The organism is Fusobacterium sp. (assembly GCF_029258315.1).
GTDB lineage: Bacteria > Fusobacteriota > Fusobacteriia > Fusobacteriales > Fusobacteriaceae > Fusobacterium_B.
Genome location: NZ_JARHZE010000033.1, coordinates 1 through 19,322, shown reverse-complemented (window position 1 = coordinate 19,322; position 19,322 = coordinate 1). Strand labels below are relative to the sequence as shown.

Here is a 19,322-nt window from a genome sequence, read left to right as displayed (position 1 = left end):
TCATATCTATTTTAGATTTATCTTTTTTTTCTTCTTTAAAATTTAGAAGTCTTTCTATATATTTTCCAACTAAATCAGTTTCAATATTTACAAAGTCCCCAACTTTTTTCTTGCCTAAAGTAATCATTTCTTGAGTGTGAGGAATTAGTGAAACAGAAAAAGTATTATTTTCAAATCCAACAATTGAAAGGCTGGCTCCATCAATACTAACTCTTCCCTTTTCAACTATATATTTCATAAATCTATTTTCTATCTCTATCACATATACTTTAGCTATTCCATCTCTTTCAATAGAAATAATATTACCTTCACAGTCTACATCACCAGTAACAAGATGTCCACCTAAAGGGGTAGAAAGAGAGATAGATTTTTCAAGATTGACAATATCACCAGATTTTAATCTTTTTAAGTTAGTTCTTTTTATAGTTTCGTGCATACAATCAGCTACAAAATAATCTTTTCCTATTTCGATAGCAGTTAAGCAAGTGCCATTAGTAGCTATACTATCTCCAAGTTTTGCCTTTTCTAAAACTTTTGAACATTGTATTTTTAATTGAACTGATTTATCTCCACTAGTTATAGATAGAACTCTTCCCATCTCTTCAACTAAACCAGTAAAAATATTAATCACCTACCTTAAGATTATTTTTTACATTTTTAAAAAACTCAATAGAAATATTATCATCAATTATATTATATCTAATATTTTCTAAATGAAAACAATCTTTTATTTCTTTAAAATTAAATCCATCTATAAATGGAAGTCCACCTCCGAGAATTTTAGGAGCGATAAATATTTCTCCTCCATCAATTCTATCCTCTTTGAAAGCTCTAGATATTAGATAAGACCCACCCTCTAATAAAACAGAATCTATTTTAAGCTCCCCTATTTTATCAAGAATTTCGTCAATTGAAAAGTCTTTTCCACTAAGAAATATAAATTTTATATTTTTTTCACAAAGATTTAAATATTTTTCATAGTTATCACTATCTTCCAAACTATTTTCTTTTGAAGTTACTATTATACTTTTTTTATCATTCATATTGACAAAATTAGAATCCAAAGGTGTTTTAAGATTAGGATCTATAACAATTCTATATGGATCTCTCCCGTTTTCAATTCTAGCAGTAAGTCTAGGATTGTCATTAAGAAGAGTATTAATCCCTATCATTATACCAGTAAATTCATTTCTTAGATGTTGAACTTTTTTTCTTGATTTTTCATTTGTAATCCATTTTGAATCTTTAAAAGAAGTAGCAATTTTACCATCTAAAGTAATAGCACATTTTAAAAATAGGTAAGGTTTTTTAGTTTGTATATATTTAAAGAAAACTTTATTAATTTCTAGAGCTTTCTTTTCACAAACTCCTACAACTACTTCAATGCCAGCTTCTTCAAGAATTTTTTTTCCACGACCAGCAACTAAAGGATTTGGATCAAGAGTAGCAATAACACATTTTTTTATTTTCATTTTTTTTATTTTTTCCACACAAGGTGGAGTTTTTCCAAAATGTGAGCAAGGCTCTAAAGTAACATAGAGAGTAGCTCCTTCTGCATCAAAAGAGGCTTCATCAAGAGCATAAACCTCTGCGTGAGGGCCACCAAAAAATTTATGATAACCTTTTCCAATAATTTTTCCATCTTTTACAACAATGGCTCCAACTAAAGGGTTTGGATTAACTTTCCCCTTTCCTTTTAAAGCGAGTTCCAAAGCTAATTCCATATATTTTTCATCCATTTAGATTACATCCCCTTTAAAAGATTACACATTTCAATAGCTCCGTTAGCCACATCAAATCCTTTATTTCCAGCTTTTGTTCCAGCTCTTTCTATAGCTTCTTCTATACTATTTGTTGTAAGTACTCCAAACATTACAGGGATATTTGTTTTTAAAGATATAGTTGCACAACCTTTAGAAACTTCAGCACAAACATAATCAAAGTGAGGAGTAGCTCCTTTTATTACAGCACCTAAAGCGATAACAGCGTCATATTTTCCAGATTCAGCCATTTTTTGTACAACAACAGGTATTTCAAAAGCACCTGGTACCCAAGCTAAAGTGATATCATCTTCATTAACTCCGTGTCTTCTTAATGCATCCTCAGCTCCACCAATTAATTTTGAAGTGATAAACTCGTTAAATCTTCCTGCTACTATTCCTACTTTTAATCCTTTTCCGTCAAAATTTCCTTCTAAAACTCTCATTATTTCCTCCTGTTATTTTGTAACTTACAGGGAAAAAAGAAAAGCCCGAAATAACTTTCGGGCATTTATAACAAAGTATATTATAATCAACTATATATCTTAAATACAAGTCTATGAATAAAAAATCATAAACCAAAATAAAATATAATTTAAAAACTACTTTGCAACCTTCTTCCATCCAGACTTTAACTGTCGGTCTTGGAATCTAACCAAGTCAATGCCTAAGCACTTGAGGACTTTACCTCCGATCGGGAATTTCACCCTGCCCTGAAGTTTTACAATTTATTATTAATTTTTTATCTTTGACGCCCTAATTATACAACAGGTTAATTTTTGTGTCAAGACTTATTAAGAATTTTTTTTAATCCAAAAATATAAAAGACTAAACAAGAAATTATAAGAGAAAAAATTTCATTTATAGGGGAACTTATCCACACACCATTTAAGTCAAAAACTTTTGGTAAAATAAATAATAAAATATTTATAAATATCATTCCTCTAAGAACACTTAAAACAGCAGAGGCAAAAGCATTTTCTATAGCAGTAAAAAATGCACTTATAACAATATTAATTCCCATTAAAATATAAGTGAAACTATAAAGGTTTACAGCATTTTTAGTTATTTCAAATAATTCCTTATCATCCTTTATAAAAATAGAGATTATCTCTTTAGTAAAAATATTACAAATAATATAGAAGAAAAGTCCGAGTAAAGTTACAGTGATAGAACTTATTTTTATTATTTTAATAATTCTTTTAAAATTTTTAGCTCCAAAATTATAACTTATTACAGGTTGTAATCCTTGACAAAAACCGATCATTGTCATAGTAACTAAAGTAGAGATATAGCTTATAATTCCAAAAGCAGAAACCCCTTTTTCTCCAACAATACTCATAATATTTAAATTGAAAGCCATAATAACAATACCAGTGGCTATTTCAGTTAAAAATTCAGAAGAACCGTTATAAAGAATTCTTAAAGTTTCAGAAATTTTTATTTTTACAAGACTAAATTTAAGTTTTGTGGATCTAAAAAAAAGATAGTGCCCAAGAGAGCAAGCGACACTAAGTTCAGAAATACCAGTGGCAAGCCCAGCTCCTCTTATTCCCCATTTTAATTTATAGATAAAAATATAGTCTAAAACAATATTGGAAAAAGCTCCAATTAAGATACAAACTAAAGTATAAGTAGTATTTCCATCAATTCTTACAAAAACTTCTAATCCATAAGAGAGAAGATAAAAAAGTGTAAAAAAGGATAGAGAAAAAAGATAAGTTGAAGCAGAAGAAAGAATAACATCATTAGCTCCAAGTATGGTTACAATCTTTTTAGGAAAAAATATTCCCAGAAGACTTAATGTTACACCCAATATAGCAAAAAGTTCTAAAGAAAGACTATAAATCCTATGAGCTTTTTCTATATTTTTTTCTCCTAAGCTTATAGAAATAATAGTTCCACTTCCAACAGCCAACATAATTCCTAGAGCAAAAGAGAGATTTACATAAGGCATAACAATATTAACAGCAGCAAGTTCATTTGCTCCAACAAATTTACCTATAAAAAATCCATCTACAATAGTGTACAATGCATATATCCACATTGTGACAATAGAGGGAGCTCCATACTTAAAGATAATTTTAAAAAGATTATCTTTAGCCAAATTTAAATTCATCAGTATCACCTTTCAATTTTTAAAAAATTACAGATTTTTTCTTTCAATAACATAGAAAGTTTTGGATCTCCTTTAGCTGAAATTCCAATAGAATATTTTTCAGACTCAATGACGCTGCAAAATCTAGTATTCATATCATCGGTTGAAGTAATATTATTAACCAACATATTTTTTTTATTACAAAATTTTACAATGTGAGAATTAAGATCTTTATTATCAGTAGCAGCAACTGTTAGAAAAAATCTGTCAGTTAAAATCTCTTCGAAAGAAGAAGGAGAAATTTCTTTCATTATTAATTGAACTCTTTTTTCATTAAATAAAAGTTTAGTTATTTCTTTTTCTTTAATTTGTTTAGTAATGATAGTTATATTTGCATTTGCTTTTAAAAGAGTTACAATTTTTCTATACGCTATTTTACCACCACCAATTACAAGAATTTCTTTTCCAGAAAAATCTACAAAGATTGGAAAAAAATTATTTTCTTTCATAGAATATCAGCTCCAAGTTTAAAAAATTTGTAGATATATTTTAACACAAGTTTAAAAAAAAGTAAATTTATAATAAAAGCATAATCAAATAAATAAAAAAGCACGATAAAAATCGTGTTTTTTACAAAGTAATTTTAAAAGTTAAAATTATACAAAAACATTTATTTCTTTACCATTTACCAAAGTAAGAATATACCAAGTGAGATTTGGATACATAGGAGCATCTCCATTATCTTGTACATCCTCAACTAAATCAGAATTTTTTAAATCTTCAAGTTGCTCTTCGGTTATTGGCATAGCATTAAATTCTATTATTTCTTCTAAAGTCATAATTAAAATCCTCCTAAAAATTATTAAATATATTTTAGCACTTTTCTATTTTTTTAACAAATTAATAATAAAAAATGTAAAAAAATTGAAAAAATAATCTAATAAAAAACATAAAAGTCTTATAAAAATAATCTATACAATAAACAAAAATTATAATATAATATTTGATGAAAAAACTTAATAATTGGAGGTAAATACAGTGAAATTAACTCTTAGAGAAAAAGAAAAACTTCTAATAGTAGTAGCGGCAGAAGTTGCTAGAAGAAGAAAAAATAAAGGACTAAAATTAAATTATCCAGAAGCAATTGCACTTATAACAGATGAATTAATGGAAGGTGCTAGAGAAGGTAAAAGTGTAGAGGAACTTATGAGTTTCGGAAGAACTATCCTTACAAGAGAAGATGTAATGGATGGAGTAGCTGAAATGATAGAAACAGTTCAAGTTGAAGCTACTTTCCCAGACGGAACAAAATTAGTTAGTGTAAAAGATCCGATCGAATAGGAGGAAGAATGAGACCAGGAGAATATATATTAAAAAAAGATAAAATAGTATGTAATGCTTCAAAAGAAGCAATAACTTTAAGAGTTATAAATAGAGGAGACAGAGCTATCCAAATAGGATCTCATTTCCATTTTTATGAAGTAAACTCTATCCTTGAATTTGATAGAGCAAAAGCATATGGAAAAAGATTGGATATAGCTGCAGGAACAGCAGTGAGATTTGAACCAGGAGATGAAAAAGAGGTAAAACTTATTGACATCGGTGGAAATAGAAAAGTTTATGGACTAAATGACAAAATAAATGGGGCTTTAGATTAGGAGGAAAAATGAGTTTTGAAATAGGAAGAAAACAGTATGCTTCTATGTATGGTCCGACTACTGGAGATAGTATAAGACTTGCAGATACAGAATTATTTATAAGAATAGAAAAAGATTTTACTACATACGGAGATGAATGTAAATTTGGTGGTGGAAAATCTTTAAGAGCTGGAATGGGACTTAATCCAGTTGAAAAAAGAGATAATGATAAGGTAGTGGATACAATAATTACAAATGCTGTTATCCTTGATTATACAGGAATTTATAAGGCTGATATAGGTATAAAAGATGGAAAAATAAAATTCATTGGTAAGGGTGGAAATCCTGATATGATGGATAATGTAGATTTTATAGTTTCAGCTAGTACAGAGGTTATTGCTGGAGAAGGGACAATAGTTACAGCTGGTGGAATAGATACTCACGTACACTATATTACTCCAGAAATAGTTGAAACAGCTTTAAGCGGAGGACTTACAACATTAATAGGTGGAGGAACAGGACCAGCTGAAGGAACAAAAGCTGTAACAACAACTCCAGGAGCTTGGCATATTCACAGAATGTTAGAATCTGCAGAAGGTTTCCCTATAAACTTCGGATTTTTTGGAAAAGGAAGTGGAGCGGTAGAAGGTCCTAATGAGGAACAAATAGAGGCTGGAGCTATTGGATTAAAAGTTCACGAAGACTGGGGAGCAACAAGATCAGCTATTGATAATGCTTTAAAATGTGCAGATAAATATGATGTTCAAGTAGCTCTTCACTCAGATACATTAAATGAATTTGGATTTGTAGAAGATACAATAGATGCAATAAAAGATAGAGTTATCCATACTTTCCATACAGAAGGAGCTGGTGGAGGACACGCACCTGACATTGTAAGAATGGCATCTTTTAATAATGTTTTACCAGCATCAACTAATCCAACAAAACCATTTACAGTAAATACAATAGCTGAGCATTTGGATATGCTTATGGTTTGTCACCATTTAGATCCAAAAGTTCCTGAAGATTTAGCATTTGCTGATTCAAGAATCAGAGAGCAAACAATAGCTGCTGAAGATATTCTTCAAGATATGGGAGCATTAAGTATAATGAGTTCAGATGCTTTGGCTATGGGAAGAATTGGTGAAGTTGTAATGAGAACTTGGCAAACAGCTCACAAAATGAAATTACAAAGAGGAATATTAGAGGGAGACGAAGAGTATTCTGATAATAATAGAGCAAAAAGATATATAGCAAAATATACAATTAACCCTGCACTTGCTCACGGAATTTCTGAATATGTTGGATCTATTGAAGTAGGAAAATTTGCAGATCTTGTAATTTGGGAACCAGCTTTCTTTGGAGTAAAACCTAAAATGGTTGTTAAATGTGGAATGGTTGCTCAAGCAGTGGTAGGAGATGCTAACGCTACAATACCAACTCCAGAACCAATGATGATGAGAGCACAATTTGGAGCTTACGGAAAAGCAACTGCAAGTACATCAATTACTTTTGTTTCAACTTATGCTTATGAAAACGGAGTAAAAGAGGAGCTTGGATTAAATAAAATAGTTTTACCAGTAAGAGGGCACAGAACTTTAACTAAAAAAGATATGAAATTAAATAATATTACTCCAGAGATAACAGTTGACCCACAAACTTATGATGTAAGAGTAAATGGAGAGCTTATCACTTGTGAACCATTAAAAGAATTACCAATGGCACAAAAATATTTCTTATTCTAAACTTTGAGAGAAAAGGAGAAAGAGATGATATTAGATAAAATTTTAGGAAATATAAAGGATATGGAACATCATCACGAAGAGTGTGAGCACCATCACCACGATGAACACCATATTCATATAGAGAGAATATACTTAGAAAGTGATGAACTTTTAAAGAGAGTATTGAGAGTAAAAACAGATCACGGAAATGAATATGGAATCTCTCTTCCAAAAGGAAGTGAGATGAAGGATGGAGATATTCTTTTTAATGATGGACATAATATGATAATTGTTTCTGTCAAAGAAGATGATGTACTAGTAATCACTCCAAGAGATATTAATGAAATGGGAGAAGTGGCTCATAATCTTGGGAATAAACATCTACCTGTTCAAATTGAAGAGGGAAAAATAATAATTCAATATGATTATCTTGTAGAAAAATTTTTACAAGAAATAAAAGTTGAATTTGAAAGAAAAAATATGAAATTAAAGCAGGCATTCAGACATGTTGACCACAGCCATTAATATGAAAATTTTAAGTGTTATGCAGATTTGTGATTCAAATTTTCCAGTTGGATCTTTTAATCACTCTTTTGGAATGGAGACATATCTAAGAGATGGACAGATAAAAGATAGTGAAACTTTAAGAATTTGGTTAAAATCTTATTTAAAACATCAATTTATATATTCAGATGGATTTGCTATAAGACTTTCATATGAATATATTGATAAAAAAGATATAGAAAAAATTTGGGAATTGGATAGAAAAATAACTGTACAAAATAGTGCAAAAGAAAGTAGAGATGGAGCTAAACTTGTAGGACAAAGGATGATAAAAACTTATTTAGAACTTTATGATATTCCACTACTTAAAGAATATGAAAAAAGAATAAAAGAAAAAAAATCTTTTGGAAATCCAAGTATTGCCACAGCTATCTTAATGAATTATTTAGAAATTTCTATGGAAGATGCTTTAGCATATTATATGTACAGTACAATTTCTACTTTGATTCAAAATGGAGTGAGAGCCATTCCACTTGGACAAAAAGATGGACTTATAATTATGAAAGAATTTTTTGAAGTCTTTGAGAGATTGGTAGAAGAGATTAAAAAATTAGATTTTGAAGATTTTGGTTTGACTGTGCCAGGTTTGGAAATCTCACAAATCAATCACGAAGGGCTAGTATTTAGACTTTTTATGTCTTAGAAAGGGGAAAAAATGGAACCAGTAATAATTGGTGTTGGTGGACCAGTTGGTTCAGGAAAAACACTTCTTATAGAAAGAGTGACAAGAATGATGGCAAAAGATTATAAAATTGCTGTTATAACAAATGATATCTATACAAAAGAAGACGCAATGTTTATGGTAAAAAATTCTGTTTTACCTGAAGATAGAATAATTGGTGTTGAAACTGGTGGTTGTCCACACACAGCTATAAGAGAAGATGCCTCTATGAATTTTGCTGCAATAGATGAATTAAAAAATAGATTTGATGATCTTGATATAATATTTTTAGAAAGTGGTGGAGATAACTTAGCAGCTACTTTCAGTCCAGACTTAGTAGATTTTTCAATATATATTATTGATGTGGCTCAAGGAGAAAAAATTCCTAGAAAAGCTGGACAAGGTATGATAAAAAGTGATATGTTCATCATAAATAAAATAGACTTAGCACCATATGTAGGAGCTAATCTTGATGTAATGAGAGAAGATACAAAAGTATTTAGAAAAGAAAAAGATTTTATCTTCACAAATTTAAAGACAGATGAAGGAGTTATTAGAGTTATTGATTGGATAAAATCAAACTGTCTTTTAGAGGGGCTAAAATAAATGAAAGAAAAAATCACAATAGATGATTTAAAAAAAAATAATCTTGCTGGATATACAGAACTTATTTTAAAAAAATTTCCAAGAAGAACAGCCGCAGATAAAAGTTACACAGTAGGAGCTGCAAAAGTTTCACCAGCTATTTATTTAGAAAATGATGAGATTCCTTGTTATTATCTGATACAATTAGGTGGAGGTTATATTGAGGGAGAATATTATGAAAATCAAATAAAATTATTAAAAGATAGCCATAGTATTTTAACAACTCAAGCTCCTAATAAAGTTTATAAAAGTGAAAATGATATTCCTTCAAAGCAATATACAAAAATAGAGTTAGAAGAGAGTAGTAAACTTGAATTTATAAACGACAGTGTGATACTTTATAAGGATGCTGTTTATGAGCAAAAAACAGAGATATTTTTAGAAAAAGATAGCACTCTTATTTATTCAGACGGGATTACTTGTGGATGGTCTCCAGATGGGAAACTTTTTCAATATACAAGTGCAAGAATGAAAACAGAAGTTTATCTTGAGAATGAACCTATTTATTTTGATAATTTAAAGATAGTACCAAAAGAATATGAAGTACAAAGTTTTGGAATTTTGGAAGGGTATAAAAATTTTGGAACTATGATTGTAATAGATGAAAGAGTTAATAAAGAATTGATAAAAAAAGTAAGAGATCTAACAAAGGATATCTCTCTAGATGTAAAATTTGGAATATCTCTTCTTGAAAAAAATGGATTTGTAGTTAGAATTCTTGGAAATCTGACTCAAGATATACAAAAAGTTATAGGGATAATTCATAATTTTCTTAGAAAAGAATTTTTTGAATTGGAAGATTTGGATTTAAGAAAATATTAAAAGAAACAAGGGTGAAATTTTTCACCCTTTCTTAAATTTATTTTTTATAATTATAAAGGAGAAAGAATGAGATTAAAAAAAATAGTTATAGGAACTTTTGCTTTGATGTCAATTACAAGTTTTGGATATGAGCCTGTAAGTTATACTTTTGATGATGGTGTTTATAAAAAAGAGATCACTGTAAAAAAAGCTCCAGAAAGAGCAGTTACTTTAGCCCAATTTATGACAGAAACACTACTTGCTTTGGGACTTCAAGACAAAATGATAGGGACAGCACTTTTAAATGAAGAGATTTTACCAGAATATAAAACTGTCTATGAAAAAATACCTGAATTAGAAATGGGAGAGGGACATTCAATATCAAAGGAATCTTTTATTGCAACGGGAGCAGATTTTGTAACTGGTTGGGAACAATCAATTACAGAAGAGGCAACGGGCTCTTTAGAAGAGTTAGAAGAGAGAGGAATAACTCCATTTATTTCTAGGGGATTAGCACCAGATGCTACAATAGAGAGTGTTTATTCTGATTTTATTCTTTTAGGAAAAATTTTCCAAGTTCCAGAGAAAGCTCAAGAAATAGTTAATAAAATGAAAAAAGAAGTTGAGTTGACATATGAAAAAACTAAAGATATGAAAGACAGACCAAAAGTTTTAATCTATGACTCAGGAGAGGGAGAGGCTTTTGTAGGTGGATCTGGACTTCCAAATGATCTTATTAGACTTGCAGGTGGAGAAAATATATATAAAGATTTAGGACAAGATTATGCAACAGTTTCTTTTGAAGATATAGTTGAGAAAAATCCAGAAATAATAGTTGTAACAGAATACTATTCAGGAATAACTGCTGAAGAAAAAATAAAATTCTTAAAAAATCATCCAGGATTAAAAAATATAGATGCTATAAAAAATAATAGAATATATAAAATAGGATTGATTGATTTAGCTCCAGGAATAAGAAATTCTAAAACAGTAGGAAAATTATATCAAATGTTTTATGGAAATGAGAAATAATGTCAAGAAGAGAAGGTAAATATTTATTTTTGATTTTAATTTTAAGCGGAGCTTTAATTTTTAGTATAATTTTAGGAGTTTCTTTTGGAAGTAGTTATATTCCAATGAGTGATGTTTATCAATTTCTTATAAATAAAGTTACTAATAAGGAAATTTTTCAAGTTGTTTGGAAAAAAAATATAGAGTCAATAATTTGGGAAATAAGAGCTCCAAGAGTTTTACTTTCAGCTATAAGTGGTGGAGGACTTGCAATTTCAGGAGTATTAATGCAATGTATAACTAAAAATCCAATAGCAGATCCATATATATTAGGGATATCTTCGGGAGCTTCTTCAGGAGCAGTGGCAGTTATTGTTTTAGGAGGAGCTAGTGTAGGAGTTTTAAATATTACAGGTGGAGCTTTTGTGGGTGCTTTGCTATGTGGATTAATAGTTTTTATAATTGGTACTCAGAATGGAAAAAATATTTCTACTGTTAGATTGATACTAACAGGATTAGCAGTTTCTACAATATTTTCTTCAATAACAAATATATTGGTTTATTCAGCTAAAAATTCAAATCAAGTGAGATCAGCAGTGTTTTGGAGTATGGGGAGTCTTGGAAGAGCTAGGTGGGGAGAGATATTCATTCCTTTTATAGCTTTAGTACTTATATTTTCAATCTCATTAATGCTAGCAAAATCTCTAGATATTTTATTGCTAGGAGATAATACTGCTAAAATGGTTGGAATGGAAGTTGGAAAAATAAAAACAGTGATAATTTTAACTACTACTTTACTTATTTCAATTTTAGTAGCTATGACAGGATCTATTGGATTTATAGGTTTGATAGTTCCACATATATGTAGATATTTTTGTGGGAGTAGTCATAAAAAACTTCTTTTATCATCACTTTTAGTCGGAGGAATATTTTTAATTATCTGTGATACAATAGCAAGAAGTATATTTCCTCCAAGAGATATACCAATAGGAATAATAACATCTATAATTGGAGGACCATTTTTCTTATTTATGATTGGAAAAAATGGATATTCCTTTGGAGGTGAAAAGTAATTGATAGAGATAAAAAATCTTTCTTACAAAGTTAAAGGAAAAAAAATTTTAAATAATATAGATATAAAGTTTCCAGAAAAAAAATTTATAGGTATAATTGGTCCTAACGGTGCAGGAAAGTCTACACTTCTAAAAAATATTTATGGAATTCACACTCCAAATAAAGGAGAGATTTTTATAGATGGAGAAAATATAAAAAATATAAGCAAAAAAGAGAGGGCTAAAAAGATAGCTGTCTTAGCTCAAGAGGATAGTAGTCAATTTGATTTTACCATAGAACAAATTGTTGAAATGGGTAGGTATCCTTATAAAAATATTTTTGAAGATTATTCGGATAAAGACAGAGAGATAGCTATTAAAATGCTTGAAAAAACAGGGATGAAGAACCACATTGGAAGAGATTTTAAAAATCTCAGTGGTGGAGAAAAACAAAGAGTCTTAATAGCTAGGGCTTTAGCTCAAGAAACTCCAACTTTAATTTTGGATGAACCTACAAATCATTTAGATATTGGGTATCAACTTCAACTTTTACATATGATAAAACATTTAGATATAACAGTTATAGCTGCTTTACACGATTTAAATGTAGCAGCTATATTTTGTGATTATATTTTTGTAATGAAGGATGGAAAAAAAATAAAAGAAGGAACTCCAGAAGAAATACTTACAGAAGAAAATTTAAAAAATATTTTTGGGATAGATTGCTATATAGGAAAAAATCCAATAAATAATAAGATACAAATATCTTATATGACAAATCACTATCATATTGACGGAGTTGGTATAGATCATTTTCATGAAGATAAATTCACAGGAATTCACTCACATATTATAAAATAAACTTAGGGGAAGAAATGAAAAATTTAGAAAATATAGAGGAATTAAAAAAATTAATATCTCAAGAAAAAATATTATTGGTTCAATTTGGAACTGATAGTTGTGCTCCCTGTTTTTCTTTGAAAAATAAGATAGATAACTGGAAATTTTCTGATAAGATAAAATCTATTTACGTTTCTATTGAAAAATTTCCAGAGGTAACAGCTCAAGAAAATATTTTTACAGCTCCTACCATTGAGGTTTTTATAGAAGGAAAATTAAGTATAAGAAAAAGTGGTTATTTTAGTTTGGATGAAATTTTTCAACAAATTTTGAGATATTTGGAACTATTTGAAAATAATTAAAAAATATGGTAGAATACAGGTATAATATAAAATAATCAAGAGGTAAAGGCTATGAAAGAAATAGATACAGCAATAGAGAGAATAAAATATTTTGAATCTATTTATGATGAAGTTTCACAAAATATAGAATCTTTAAAAAATAATTTAGACCAATATGAGGAAAGTTTATCTAAGCTAAAAGAATTAAAAGATTATTATAACAGTAGTAAATATATGGAAGATTATACTCTTGATGAAAAAGGTATGATTCCCAAAGATCTAAAAAGAGGTATTTTATCAGAAGATAGTATTGATGATTTATTAATTGAAAGTATAGAGCTAGAAGAAAGATTAAAAAATCTGAAATAAAAATCTAAAGCCTTGCTAAATAAAGGAGGGAATTTTATGAAAAAAATTTTATTTATGTTAATGATATTATCAACAGTAAGTTATGCTAGTTGGTGGGGAAGACTTAGTAGAGGAGAAAGAGCTGGAATAATTGGTGGTTCTGCTTTGATATTAAATAATGTTTATCAAGATAGTGAATTACATCATCAAAGAAGTTTGGATAGACTGGATAGAGATATAAGAAGAGATTACGAAAGAAGAGCAGTAGCTGAAAATGCTCACTATAAATATCGTAATACTCAAGCTCCAGCAAGATTACAATCTCCAGATTATTATAATGGTCAATTATACAATAATTCAGTTGGACAAAAGGGAAGAGTTATATATAATGACGGACATAAACAAATTATTCGTCTAGAAAATGGAATGAATGTTATAGTCGAGTAATTTATTTTTAATTTAATTATTAAAATAAAAACTAATAAAAGTTATAAAAAGTTCTCTATTTAAGGGAACTTTTTTGTATATATAGCGGTTTAATAGTTGATTTTCTATGGACAAACATAAAAATTAATTTTTTAAATATATATTCATAAAAAATATATATTTTACTTTTTTTAATAAATTTTGTTATAATTGCTCTAACAAAAAAGAGAGGAGGAAATTTAATGTTAGTAATGAACATAATAATAAGCATAATATCTATAATAATTATTATTAACTTAGTTAGTTATCTGTTGAAGAATCTAAAAGTTTATAATAATATTTTTGTGATATTTAAGAGCTTGTTAATATGTTTTGAAAAAACTATCTTAAATTTCTAAAAATATAGATAAATAACTTTTAAGAATCCGACAGATAACTCTGTCGGATTTTTTTTATACAATAAATTAATTAAAATAGGGGGAAGAAAATGAGAAGCGATAATTTAAAAAAGGGAGTAACTAGAACACCACATAGATCATTATTAAAAGCATTAGGATTAACAGATGAGGAACTAAAAAAACCTTTGATTGGAATAGCAAATTCTTTTAATGAAACTATACCGGGACATATGCATCTTAAACAATTGGTGCAAAGTGTAAAAGATGGAATCAGAAATGCTGGCGGAATACCAATGGAATTTAATACTATTGGAGTTTGTGACGGACTAGCAATGAATCATACAGGGATGAAATATTCTTTGGTATCTAGAAATATAGTTGCTGACTCCATTGAAACAGTGGCAATGTCAACACCCTTTGATGCTCTTGTTTTCATTCCAAATTGTGATAAAGTAGTACCAGGAATGTTAATAGCCTCAGCGAGATTAAATATTCCAAGTATTTTTGTAAGTGGGGGACCAATGCTTGCAGGAAATCATAGAGGGAAAAAAATAAGTTTAAGTAGTACTTTTGAAGCAGTGGGAAGTTTTAAAACAAATAAGATATCAGAAGAGGAACTGTTAGAAATAGAAAATAGAAGTTGTCCAACTTGTGGCTCTTGTTCAGGAATGTTTACAGCAAATACAATGAACTGTTTAACAGAGGGATTGGGAATGGCTCTTCCTGGTAATGGAACAATACCAGCTGTTTATTCTGAAAGAATGAGACTTGCAAAAACTGCAGGTGAACAGATAATGAAGCTACTTGAAAAAGATTTGAAACCATTGGATATAATGACAAAAGAAAGTTTTGAGAATGCAGTAGCTTTAGATATGGCTTTAGGTGGTTCATCAAATACAGCCTTACATTTAACAGCAATAGCACACGAGGCAGGGGTAGATTTAACTTTAGAAGATTTTGATAAAATTTCTAATAAAACAAAACAGCTTTGTAAATTGGCTCCAGCAAGTGATTATCATATTGAAGATTTATATGAAGCTGGTGGAGTTAGTGGAGTTTTAAAAAGATTGGGAGAAAATAATCTACTACATAAAAGTTGCCAGACAGTTAGTTTAAAAACTCAGGGAGAGATAGCTGAAAAATCTAAAATTTATAATGAAGATGTAATTAGAACTTGGGAAAATCCAGCTTACTCAACAGGTGGAATAGCAGTATTAAAAGGAAATTTGGCTCTAGATGGATGTGTCGTAAAAGAGGGAGCAGTTGCAAAAGATATGCTTGTACATAAAGGAAGAGCTAAAGTTTTTGATAGCGAAGAGGAGTGTGTAAATGCAATTTTAGAAAATAGAGTAGAGAGAGGGGACATATTAGTAATTCGTTATGAGGGACCTAAAGGTGGACCTGGAATGAGAGAGATGCTAACACCAACTTCACTTTTAAGTGGAATGGGATTGGATAAAGAGGTAGCATTAATAACAGATGGAAGATTTTCTGGAGCTACTAGAGGGGCATCGATAGGACATGTTTCACCAGAGGCAGCTAGTGGTGGAAATATAGCTTTAGTAGAAAATGGGGATGAGATTTATATAGATATTCCAAATAGAAAAATAGAGCTTTTAATTAGTGATAAAGAGTTAGAAGAGAGAAGAAAAAAACTTCCAAAATTTCAATCAAAGGCAAAAGGGTATTTAAAAAAATATGCTTTACATGTTTCTTCAGCAGCTCAAGGAGCGATAGAAATTTTTGGAGAATGAGAGGAAGAGGATGGAAAAAGAGAAAATCAATGGAGCAAGAGTATTATTAGAATGTTTATATAGATTAGGAGTAAAAGATATTTTTGGTTATCCAGGTGGAAGTGTAATTCCAATATATGATGAACTTTACTCTTTTTCAAAAATAAATCATTATTTGGCTAGACACGAGCAAGGAGCATCCCATGAAGCAGATGGTTATGCTAGGGCAAGTGGAAAAGTTGGAGTTTGTATAGCTACTTCTGGTCCTGGTGCAACAAATTTAGTAACAGGTATAATGACTGCTTATATGGATTCTATTCCTTTATTAGCTATTACAGGACAAGTAAATAGAAGTATGTTAGGAAAAGATTCTTTTCAAGAAACAGATATTGTAAATATAACTCTTCCAATAACAAAAACAAATTATCAAGTGATGTCTATTGAAGATTTACCAAGAATAGTAAAAGAGGCTTATCACATAGCAAAAAGTGGCAGACCTGGACCAGTACTAATTGATATTCCAAGAGATATTCAATTAGAAGAGATTGAAAAAGAAAGATTTGAAGAATTATATGTTGAAAATTTAAATTTAGAAAGTTATAAAAAAGGATATGTTGAAAATTTAAAATATTTAGAAAAAGCTTTAAAAATGATAAAAGAATCAAAAAAGCCACTTATTATCAGTGGAGCTGGAGTAATTCATTCAAAAGCTGTAAATGAATTTAGAGAGTTTGTGAATAAAACTCAGATTCCAGTTACCTCTACTTTACTTGGACTGGGTGCTTTTCCAGGAGATGAAAAATTATTTTTAGGTATGTTAGGTATGCACGGAACAGCTCCAGCAAATCTAGCTACTTTGGAAGCTGATTTAATTATTGGAATGGGATTCAGATTTGATGATAGAATTACAGGGAATATTAATAAATTTTGTCCAAATGCCAAAATTATTCACATTGATATAGATCCATCTGAAATAGAAAAAAATATAAGAGTAGATGTGCCGATAGTATCAGATTTGAAAAAAGTTTTAAAATTATTAAATGAGAAAAAAATAGAAGTGGGAAATATAAAAGAGTGGACTAATAAATTAGAAAATTTAAAAGAGAAATATTCTTTAATAATTCCAGATAAAAAAGGAGTACTTACACCACAAAAAGTTTTAAAAAATATAGACAAAATAATAAAAGGAGATGCAATAGTGACAACTGATGTAGGACAACATCAAATGTGGAGTGCTTTACATCTGACTTTTAAAAATTATAGTTTAATCTCTTCAGGTGGTGGTGGAACAATGGGATTTGGATTACCAAGTGCAATAGGGGCTCAAGTAGCTTGTCCTAATAAAAAAGTTTTAGCAATAGTTGGAGATGGGGGGATCCAAATGAACATTCAAGAGTTAATGCTTTTAAAAAAATATAATTTACCAGTAAAAGTTTTTATAATGAATAATTCCTATTTAGGAATGGTAAGACAATGGCAAGAACTTTTCCATGAAAAAAGATATTCTTCAGTAAATTTAGATGATAATCCAGACTTTATGCTATTGGCACAAGCTTATGGAATAAAAGGTATAACTTTAAAAAATGAAATGGATTTAGAAAAATTAAAAGAGATAATAGAATCAGATGAACCAGTTTTAGTTAATTGTATAGTTGATAGTGAAGAAAATGTTTATCCTATGATTCCAGCAGGAAAATCTGTTGAAGATATGATGGGAATGCGAGGTGTTAAAGATTATGATGAAAATATTTAATTTAGAAATTGTTAGTAGAAATAACAAGGGATTTCTTCAAAGAGTGATGAGTCTTTTTGATAAAAGAGGTTATCAAATTCATAATATGAATGTTGATTTTGTAAATCAATCAGGATATGCAAAAGTTTTTCTAACTTTAGAAGGTAGTGAAGAAATTTTTGAACAACTTCAAAGACAGGTATATAAAATAGTAGATATTGTAAATGTAGAAAGATTATAAGAATAAAAAAATAAAATATAAAAATTCAGGAGGAAAATTATGGCAGGAAATATCTTAGGAACAACAGTATTTTATAATGAGGATTGTAATTTAGAAAAATTAAGAGGATTAAAAATAACAGTATTGGGATATGGTTCACAAGGACATGCTCACTCACTTAACTTAAAAGATAATGGGATGGATGTAACTATTGGATTAAGAGTTGGATCTCCATCTTGGAGTAAAGCAGAAGAGGCAGGATTTAAGGTAAAACAGACAAGTGAGGCTGTAAAAGATGCAGACGTAGTAATGGTTTTAACACCAGATGAAACTCAAGCTGAAATGTATGAAAAAGAAGTAGCCCCTTATTTAAAAGATGGAGTATATTTAGGATTTGGACATGGATTTAATATTCATTTTAATAAAATTGTACCAAATGAAAAAGTAAATGTATTTATGGTTGCCCCAAAAGGACCAGGGCATTTAGTAAGAAGAACTTTTACTGAGAATGTTGGAGTTCCTTGCTTAGTAGCTGTTAATCAAGATCCAAGTGGAGACACAAAAGAGGTAGCTCTTGCTTGGGCCTGTGGAATTGGTGGAGGAAGATCTGGAATTTTGGAAACTTCATTTAAACAAGAAACAGAAACAGACTTATTTGGGGAACAAGCTGTACTTTGTGGTGGAGTTACAGAACTTATTAAAACTGGATTTGAAGTTTTAAGAGAGGCTGGTTATGATCCAGTAAATGCTTACTTTGAATGTTTACACGAAATGAAATTAATAGTTGATTTAATGTATGAAGGTGGAATGGCTAAGATGAGACATTCAATTTCAAATACAGCAGAATATGGTGATTTTTTAACAGGACCAAAAATTATTACTAAAGAGACTAAAGAAAAAATGAAGGAAGTTTTATCAGATATTCAATCTGGAAAATTTGCAGATGAATTTTTAGCAGACTCAAAAGCTGGACAACCTTTCTTAAAGAAAAAAAGAGAAGAAGCGAAAGCTCATGAATTAGAATTAGTAGGAAAAGAATTAAGAAGTCTTATGTCTTGGATAAAATAAAAATATTTAAAGGAAATCTTGAAATCTCTGTATATTGACAAGAAATAAAGAAAGAGTATAATTTATTTAAGAGGGAGAAAATATTCAAAAATGAAGGAGGGGTTTAAATGAGTGTAAGTGATAATAAATATTTTACTTGTTCTGAATCATCTGAAATTGAATATGTAGCTAGTCAATATCCGGGGCAAGAAGAAATTATAAAGGAATTTTTAGAAAAATCTTGTAAAGATGGAACAATTTACTATATGACTCACGAGGATATA

At 29.4% G+C, this 19,322-nt stretch carries 23 protein-coding genes and 1 riboswitch; of the genes, 17 read left to right on the top strand and 6 right to left on the bottom strand.

Going from position 1 to position 19,322, the window contains the following annotated elements:
• The 6 genes from ribE to Q1J48_RS02395 all read right to left on the bottom strand — a co-directional run.
• On the bottom strand, positions 1-622 hold a 622-nt coding region (ribE, locus tag Q1J48_RS02420), incomplete at its 3' end, for a riboflavin synthase (protein WP_300360914.1).
• Between the two features lies 1 nt (position 623).
• On the bottom strand, positions 624-1,739 hold the full coding sequence (ribD, locus tag Q1J48_RS02415) for a bifunctional diaminohydroxyphosphoribosylaminopyrimidine deaminase/5-amino-6-(5-phosphoribosylamino)uracil reductase RibD (protein ID WP_300360911.1): 1,116 nt from the start codon (positions 1,737-1,739) through the stop codon (positions 624-626).
• 5 nt (positions 1,740-1,744) lie between these two features.
• Positions 1,745-2,206 carry a 6,7-dimethyl-8-ribityllumazine synthase gene (gene ribH / locus Q1J48_RS02410; protein ID WP_300331579.1) on the bottom strand — a complete coding sequence of 154 codons (462 nt, stop codon included), beginning with the start codon at positions 2,204-2,206 and terminating at the stop codon, positions 1,745-1,747.
• 162 nt (positions 2,207-2,368) lie between these two features.
• A riboswitch (FMN riboswitch) is annotated at positions 2,369-2,485 on the bottom strand.
• A 59-nt stretch (positions 2,486-2,544) separates the two neighbouring features.
• Entirely contained in the window at positions 2,545-3,879 is a 1,335-nt protein-coding gene (locus tag Q1J48_RS02405) for an MATE family efflux transporter (RefSeq protein ID WP_300331581.1), read from the bottom strand.
• A 5-nt stretch (positions 3,880-3,884) separates the two neighbouring features.
• Positions 3,885-4,367, bottom strand: coding sequence for a precorrin-2 dehydrogenase/sirohydrochlorin ferrochelatase family protein (locus Q1J48_RS02400; RefSeq protein ID WP_300331584.1), 483 nt, complete (start codon positions 4,365-4,367; stop codon positions 3,885-3,887).
• Between the two features lie 147 nt (positions 4,368-4,514).
• Entirely contained in the window at positions 4,515-4,697 is a 183-nt protein-coding gene (locus tag Q1J48_RS02395; protein WP_300331587.1) for a hypothetical protein, read from the bottom strand.
• Between the two features lie 199 nt (positions 4,698-4,896).
• Here Q1J48_RS02395 and Q1J48_RS02390 point away from each other — a divergent pair, with 199 nt between their 5' ends.
• The 17 genes from Q1J48_RS02390 to ilvC all read left to right on the top strand — a co-directional run bounded on the left by Q1J48_RS02390 (position 4,897) and on the right by ilvC (position 19,059).
• Positions 4,897-5,199, top strand: a complete 303-nt coding sequence (locus Q1J48_RS02390) for an urease subunit gamma (protein ID WP_300331590.1) — start codon at positions 4,897-4,899, stop codon at positions 5,197-5,199.
• 8 nt (positions 5,200-5,207) lie between these two features.
• Positions 5,208-5,516 carry an urease subunit beta gene (locus Q1J48_RS02385; protein WP_300360908.1) on the top strand — a complete coding sequence of 103 codons (309 nt, stop codon included), beginning with the start codon at positions 5,208-5,210 and terminating at the stop codon, positions 5,514-5,516.
• An 8-nt stretch (positions 5,517-5,524) separates the two neighbouring features.
• Positions 5,525-7,240, top strand: coding sequence for an urease subunit alpha (gene ureC, locus Q1J48_RS02380; protein WP_300360906.1), 1,716 nt, complete (start codon positions 5,525-5,527; stop codon positions 7,238-7,240).
• A 24-nt stretch (positions 7,241-7,264) separates the two neighbouring features.
• On the top strand, positions 7,265-7,744 hold the full coding sequence (locus Q1J48_RS02375; protein ID WP_300360904.1) for an urease accessory protein UreE: 480 nt from the start codon (positions 7,265-7,267) through the stop codon (positions 7,742-7,744).
• A gap of 1 nt (position 7,745) precedes the next feature.
• Complete coding sequence (locus Q1J48_RS02370; protein WP_300360901.1) at positions 7,746-8,426, top strand: urease accessory protein UreF; 681 nt, start codon at positions 7,746-7,748, stop codon at positions 8,424-8,426.
• Positions 8,427-8,438: 12 nt separating this feature from the next.
• Positions 8,439-9,050, top strand: a complete 612-nt coding sequence (gene ureG, locus Q1J48_RS02365) for an urease accessory protein UreG (RefSeq protein ID WP_300331605.1) — start codon at positions 8,439-8,441, stop codon at positions 9,048-9,050.
• The gene (locus Q1J48_RS02360) at positions 9,051-9,911 is read left to right on the top strand and encodes an urease accessory protein UreD (protein ID WP_300360898.1); all 861 of its coding nucleotides are present in this window, start codon (positions 9,051-9,053) and stop codon (positions 9,909-9,911) included.
• 66 nt (positions 9,912-9,977) lie between these two features.
• Positions 9,978-10,922 carry an ABC transporter substrate-binding protein gene (locus tag Q1J48_RS02355; protein WP_300360896.1) on the top strand — a complete coding sequence of 315 codons (945 nt, stop codon included), beginning with the start codon at positions 9,978-9,980 and terminating at the stop codon, positions 10,920-10,922.
• A complete protein-coding gene (locus Q1J48_RS02350; RefSeq protein WP_300360894.1) occupies positions 10,922-11,974 on the top strand; it encodes a FecCD family ABC transporter permease in 1,053 nt (350 codons plus the stop codon). Before Q1J48_RS02355 ends, Q1J48_RS02350 begins: the two co-directional genes overlap by 1 nt.
• On the top strand, positions 11,975-12,814 hold the full coding sequence (locus Q1J48_RS02345; RefSeq protein ID WP_300360891.1) for an ABC transporter ATP-binding protein: 840 nt from the start codon (positions 11,975-11,977) through the stop codon (positions 12,812-12,814).
• Positions 12,815-12,828: 14 nt separating this feature from the next.
• Positions 12,829-13,155: a thioredoxin family protein gene (locus tag Q1J48_RS02340; protein ID WP_300360890.1), complete on the top strand. Its 327-nt coding sequence runs from the start codon at positions 12,829-12,831 to the stop codon at positions 13,153-13,155.
• A 51-nt stretch (positions 13,156-13,206) separates the two neighbouring features.
• Positions 13,207-13,503: a DUF4298 domain-containing protein gene (locus Q1J48_RS02335; RefSeq protein ID WP_300331619.1), complete on the top strand. Its 297-nt coding sequence runs from the start codon at positions 13,207-13,209 to the stop codon at positions 13,501-13,503.
• Positions 13,504-13,539: 36 nt separating this feature from the next.
• Positions 13,540-13,929, top strand: coding sequence for a hypothetical protein (locus Q1J48_RS02330; protein ID WP_300360888.1), 390 nt, complete (start codon positions 13,540-13,542; stop codon positions 13,927-13,929).
• Positions 13,930-14,395: 466 nt separating this feature from the next.
• Positions 14,396-16,060, top strand: coding sequence for a dihydroxy-acid dehydratase (gene ilvD / locus Q1J48_RS02325; protein WP_300360886.1), 1,665 nt, complete (start codon positions 14,396-14,398; stop codon positions 16,058-16,060).
• Positions 16,061-16,070: 10 nt separating this feature from the next.
• Positions 16,071-17,792 carry a biosynthetic-type acetolactate synthase large subunit gene (ilvB, locus tag Q1J48_RS02320; protein ID WP_300360884.1) on the top strand — a complete coding sequence of 574 codons (1,722 nt, stop codon included), beginning with the start codon at positions 16,071-16,073 and terminating at the stop codon, positions 17,790-17,792.
• Entirely contained in the window at positions 17,776-18,012 is a 237-nt protein-coding gene (locus tag Q1J48_RS02315) for an ACT domain-containing protein (protein WP_300331630.1), read from the top strand. The genes ilvB and Q1J48_RS02315 overlap by 17 nt, the downstream gene beginning before the upstream one ends.
• 39 nt (positions 18,013-18,051) lie before the next feature.
• Complete coding sequence (gene ilvC / locus Q1J48_RS02310; protein WP_300360881.1) at positions 18,052-19,059, top strand: ketol-acid reductoisomerase; 1,008 nt, start codon at positions 18,052-18,054, stop codon at positions 19,057-19,059.
• The last annotated feature ends 263 nt before the right edge of the window (positions 19,060-19,322 follow it).